The sequence below is a fragment of the Cobetia sp. genome (assembly GCF_983723665.1).
Window position 1 is genome coordinate 12,852 of record NZ_CFDJES010000030.1, and the last position, 5,926, is coordinate 18,777.

A 5,926-nucleotide genomic window follows, 5' to 3' on the forward strand; every position below is an offset into this window, starting at 1 on the left:
CTGAATCCTGTAGGGACTGAGTCCTTGATCAAGGTGATGACGCCAGGTTTCAACCCGGGGCGCTCAGACGCGGTTGCCATCAGCCACCGTGGTGGCGCTTATTCGCCGCCTTGGCGTTCGCCTGGGCGTTCGCCGGATAGTGGCGGTCGAACTGCTGGTGGAAGCGCTGGGTCTGATGGCGATTCAGGACGCGATCGACATCGGCCAGGTAGGCCTTGCGCGCCTTGGCAAGCGCCTTGGCGTCGTGATGGCTCTCTGCGGCCTGACGTTGCTGGCGATAGTGGCGATATTGCTTGTCGAGGGTGGCACGCTGGCTGACGTTCAGGCTGATGCCATCCAGCAGCACGTTCAGCGAGACATCGGCGGCGCTGGCACTGGTCACGCTCAGCGGTGATGCCATCAGCATGACGCTCAGTACGCCGGCACCGATCAGGCGAGTGCGGGAGAGAGCACGACTGGCAGGACTGTGGGACATGACGAATACCTCACTTGTGGCGTAGACCCGCGCTTGAGCAGCAGTAAATGGCTCTCGCTTAGGCAGTGATGACAGTATCCGTCGCAGTTGGACAGCAAGTTCGCACCGTGGGTGCAACAAAAACGCAACCGCCGTCTGTGGTCACAGACGGCGGTTGTCATGTTTCTGAAAGGTTTCAGGGCCTGCGTGAGGCGAGATATCAGTCCAGCACGTCAGGCTCGAACTTGTAGCCGACCCCATAGATGGAGCGAATCACGTCGCGCTCCGGCCAGACATTGGCGATCTTGCGGCGCAGCTTCTTGACGTGGGAATCCACCGTGCGCTCGGAGACGATGCGGTGGTCGCGGTACATGTGGTCCATCAGCTGGTCGCGGGAGAAGATGCGCCCCGGCGACTGCATCATCACCTTGAGCAGCTGGAACTCGACTGCGGTCAGGCCCAGGTCGCTGCCATCGGCCAGTGCCTGCCAACCTTCCTCATTGAGCACCAGCTGGCCCTTGTCGGAGGTCTGCGAGAGGGTCTGATCAAGCGCCTGGCTGCGACGCAGCACGGCCTTGATGCGCGCCACCACCTCACGCGGGCTGAAGGGTTTGCAGATGTAGTCATCGGCGCCCAGCTCCAGCCCCAGCAGGCGGTCCACTTCCTCGACCCGCGCGGTCAGCATCACGATGGGCAGCAGGTTGTCCTCGGCCCGCAGCTGACGGCACAGGGTCAGGCCGTCGGTGCCCGGCAGCATGAGGTCCAGCAATACCAGGGCGGGTGTCTCGTCATTGACCGCCGCGATGACGGCGTTGCCGTCGTCGACATGCCGGGTGCGATACCCGCTGCCGTCCAGATAATCGCACAGCAGGCTTGCGATCTTGGGCTCGTCTTCCACCACCAGAATCAGCGGTTTCTGGGTCTCGGCCCGGGCGTCAGAGGTGTCGGCGTGAACGTCGCTCATGGTCAAGAGTCCTTGCAGATGAAAATGTCTGTTTCAAGTAGACAACAGCGGCAGGCGAATGTCCCATCGCAGTCCGCCCAGCGATGACTGGCCCGGTATCAGCTGGCCATCATGCGCACTGACCAGCGCGCTGGCGATCGACAGGCCCAGCCCTGAACCCCCGCTGGAGCGATTGCGCGAGTTCTCGACCCGATACAGGCGCTCGGTGAGGTGGGCAAGCTCGGCCTCTGGCACGCCGGGGCTCGAGTCTTCCCAGCGCACGACCGCCCAGCCTGGGTGGCCGGCGCCATCCCCGGGTGCGGCGGCCTCGCGCAGCAGGCTGACCCTCAACTTGCCGGGCGAGTCGGTGTAGGCGCGGGTGTTGCTGGCCAGGTTGCTCCACAGCTGATGCAGGCGCTGCATGTCGCCCTGAACGCGCAGCGGCAGCTGGATGTCGGTCTCCAGCTGGATGCCGCTGTCTTCCAGCCAGCCGCGCAGGTCGTCCAGGCTGTCGCTGAGCTGGGCATCCAGCTCCAGCGGCTCGCGCCAGGCTTCCAGGGTGCCGGCATCGCTCTGGGCCAGCAGGCGCAGATCCGACACCAGGCGGTTGAGGGCATCCACCTCCTGCTCCAGCGAGCCGAGGCTGTCCTGGTTCATCGGGCGGATACCGTCCTGCATGGCCTCGATCTCGCCCTTGAGCACCGCCAGCGGCGTGCGCAGCTCATGGGAGATATCACTCACCCAGCGCTGGCGCGAATCGCGGTTGGTCTCCAGCGTCTGCGCCAGCGCATTGAAGTCGCCGGCCAGCCGCGACAGCTCATCCCGCCCGCGCACCGGCAGGCGGGTGGCATAGTCGCCACTCGACAGACGGCTGGCGCCACTGGCGAGGTCACGCACCCGATGGCCCAGCCACCAGGCGATGCCGGCCGCCGCCAGCAGCGAGGCGAAGGTGGAGGACAGGATGATGGTCGCCAGATTGCGCGATTGACGCTCCAGATACTGGTCCTTGCCGCGGCGCAGGAATTCACTCACCGGCAGGTAGCCCAGCTCGCCGATCTTCTCGCCGTCCAGCATGAGGTCCTTGAACCGCATGCCGGGGATGGGGCGCGGCGGCCCATTGAGGCGCTGGCCGCGGGTATCGCGCAGCATGTAGTCCTGGGGGCGATTCATGTTGGCGCCCGGCGGCATCTCGAACCTGTCCGGCGGCGCCTGGGAATGCACGATGCGTCCCCAGTTGCGCCGGCTCTTCATCCAGTCCCAGTTGCCTTCCGCGGCGTAGGCGCTGACCAGATCGGACGAGATCAGCTCGATGCGCTCCTGCTGAGTCTGCTCCAGATACTCCGCGAACCCTCTGTCCATGCTGTGGGAGATGAACATGTAGATGCTGCCGCCGATCACGACATTGGTCAGCAGCAGGATCACGAACAGCCGCACGGACAGCCGTGAGCGCCAGGCGGTGACGGCGGGCATCATGATGTCTGCTCCTCATGACGCGGGGTGCGGGGCGGCAGCCCCAGCAGGCGGCGCAGGTTGTGCTGCAGATCTTCCAGCAACAGATAGAGCGAGGGCACCAGAATCAGCAGGATCACCGTCGCGAACAGGATGCCGAAGCCGATGGAGACCGCCATCGGGATCATGAAGCGCGCCTGACGTGAGGTCTCGAAGATCATCGGCGCCAGGCCGAAGAAGGTCGTCAGCGTCGTCAGCAGGATCGGGCGCAGACGCCGCGTGGCCGCCATGATGATCGCCTCACGCGCGGTGGCGCCGGCCAGACGCTGGCGGTTGGCGTAGTCGATCAGCACCAGGGCGTCGTTGATGACGATGCCCGACAGCGCCAGCATGCCCATCAGACTGATCACCGACAGGCCATAGCCCATCAGCTGATGGCCGATGACCGCGCCGATCAGGCCGAAGGGGATCGCCGTCATCACCAGCAGCGGCTGCAGGTAGCTTCTGAACGGCAACGCCAGCAGCAGATAGAGTGCCGCCAGTGTCAGCAGCAACGACACCTGCAGTGACCCCAGGTTGTCGGCGGTCTCTTCCTGACGCCCGCCATAGCCGATGCTCAGGCTCGGATACTGGCTCTTCAGCTGAGGGTAGACATCGCTTTCCAGACTGGTGATCACCTGACTGACCGCGTCGGACGGGGTGACGTTGGCGGTGACCTCGATCACGCGGCGCCCGTCGATGCGCAGGATGCTGGACGCGGCGCGTCCCTGCTCGATGTCGGCCACCAGCCCCAGAGGCACGCTGACGCCGTTGCCGGTCTGCACGCCGAAGTTCTCCAGTTGGGCGAGGCTTGCGCGCTGGTCTTCGGGCAGCAGCACCTTGACCTCGACCTCATTGCGGCCCTGCTGCTGCTTGAGGGCGGTCGCGCCGGACAGCGGCCCGCGCAGCTGATTGGCCAGGGTGGCGCCATCCAGTCCCAGCGAGCGACCGTAGGCATTGAGCTGCAGATAGAGCTCGCGCTTGCCGTCATCCAGGCCGCTGTCGATGTCCGACAGCGAGCTGTAATCCTCAAGCGACGTCGCCAGCGACTCGGCGGCAGCCATCAGCGCGCCACTGTCAGACGAGGAGAGGCGGATGGTGAGGCCCGCGCCGCGGCCCGGCCCGCCGATATCGGATTCGAACAGCAGCGACTCGGTATTGGCGATGGTGCCGGCTTCCTCACGCCAGGCCGTGATCAGCTGCGAGGGCGACCAGTTGTCTTCCACCGTGGTGTCCAGATTGGCGATGATGCTCAGCGAGTTGCCTTCGATCTCGGCGCTGGTGGAATAGATCGCGGGGGCGTCGTCGCGCTCACGGACCCGCTCCAGCGCGTCCAGCAGCAGGGTGCGCACTTCGCGGTCCTGGCTGATCGGGCTGCCCACCGGCAGGTTGGCGGTGACACCGGCACGGTTGGACTCGACACGCGGCATCAGCGAGAAGCCGAGGCGGCCGCTGGCCATCCAGGCCATCGCCAGCACCAGCAGCGCCAGGCCGCAGATGGCGGTCAGGCCACGATAGTTCAGGCACCCTTCGAGGAAGGGCTGGAAGCGGCGACGCGTGAAGCGCTCGAGCCCGTGCTGGACGCCATGGCGCACGCGGTCCAGCGGTGCCAGCCAGCGGATCGGCTTCTCGCTGGTGTGGCCCAGGTGCGCGGGCAGGATGAAGATCGCCTCGATCCAGCTCAGCGCGAAGATGCTGATCACCACCAGCGGGATGATGCCGAATACCAGCCCGAGGAAGCCGGGCAGGAACAGCAGCGGAATGAAGGCCACGATGTTGGACAGGATCGAGAACGCCAGCGGCACCGCGATCTCGCGCGCGCCGAGAATGGCGGCTTCGCGCATGCTGGCGCCGCGCTCGCGGTGCGAGTGGATGTTCTCGCCGACGATGATGGCGTCATCGACCACGATGCCCAGCGCGATGATGAAGGCGAACATCGAGATCATGTTGATGGACACGCCGACCAGCGGCAGGAACAGCATCGCGCCGAGGAAGGCGGTGGGAATGCCCAGCGTGACCCAGAAGGCGAGACGCGCCTCGAGGAACAGCCCCAGCAGCACCAGCACCAGCACCAGCCCCATCCAGGCATTCTTGAGCAGCAGCTCCAGACGGTCCTGATAGACCAGCGAGTCATCGTCCTCGACGCTCAGCGTCAGTCCGCGCGGCAGGCTGGCGGTCAATTGCGGCAGCATCGCCATGGTCGCGGCGGACAGCTCGTTGGGCGTCTGGGAGCCGACCTGATAGATGTCGAGACCGATCGCCGGTTCGCCGTCGTAGAGCACTTCCTTGTCGCTGTCAGCGAAGCCGTCGGTGACGGTGGCGATATCGCCCAGACGCACGACATTGCCTTCCTGGCTGGAGATCACCGGCAGCTGCGCGAACTCGGCGGCGCCGTCGCGACGCGCCTCATAGCGCACCAGGTATTCGCCCTGCTGGGTGTCGAGACTGCCCCCGGCCAGGTTGAGCGCCTGATTGCCGATCAGGCCGGCGATATCCTGATGCGACAGGCCATAGCGACGCAGCGCGCCTTCTTCCAGCGCGACATGCACCTCGCGGTCACGGATGCCGGTCAGCTCCACCTTGGTGATGTCGTCGCTGTCGAGCAGGCTCAGGCGCAGACGCTCGGCGACATTGCGCAGGGTCTGGTCATCGGTCTGGCCATGCAGCTTGAGTTCCATCACGCTGCGCGAGCGGCCCGCCAGCGAGTAGACGGGCGGGTCGGATTCATCGGGCAGGGTGGTGATGCTGTCGATGGCCTGCTGGATGTCCTGGTAGGCGCGCATGGTCTCGACGCCGTCCTGCAGCTCGATGGACAGCGAGCCGAGGCCTTCCTCGGCGGTGGCGGTGATCTCCTCGATGCCCTCCACGTCCTGTACCGCGGACTCCATCGCCTGCAACAGGCTCTCGGAGACTTCATCCGGCGTGGCACCGGAATAGCTGACGCTGACGTTGATGATCTCGAGCTCGAAGGAGGGGAAGACCTCCTTCTTGATCTGACTGGACATCAGCAGGCCGCCGAGAATCAGACACAGCATCAGCAG

4 protein-coding genes are annotated in these 5,926 nt (G+C 65.4%); all 4 read right to left on the reverse strand.

Features of this window, described 5'->3' with window-relative positions:
• Positions 1-79 precede the first annotated feature (79 nt).
• Positions 80-475 carry a hypothetical protein gene (locus AC4FAH_RS04975; protein WP_279836798.1) on the reverse strand — a complete coding sequence of 132 codons (396 nt, stop codon included), beginning with the start codon at positions 473-475 and terminating at the stop codon, positions 80-82.
• Positions 476-674: 199 nt separating this feature from the next.
• Positions 675-1,418, reverse strand: coding sequence for a response regulator (locus AC4FAH_RS04980; RefSeq protein WP_215823399.1), 744 nt, complete (start codon positions 1,416-1,418; stop codon positions 675-677).
• Between the two features lie 33 nt (positions 1,419-1,451).
• Positions 1,452-2,870 (reverse strand): ATP-binding protein, encoded by a 1,419-nt coding sequence (locus AC4FAH_RS04985; RefSeq protein ID WP_279836797.1) that lies wholly within the window; start codon positions 2,868-2,870, stop codon positions 1,452-1,454.
• Positions 2,867-5,926 (reverse strand): efflux RND transporter permease subunit (locus AC4FAH_RS04990; RefSeq protein WP_490245734.1); only part of this gene is annotated, 3,060 nt, incomplete at its 5' end. The genes AC4FAH_RS04990 and AC4FAH_RS04985, both read right to left, overlap by 4 nt.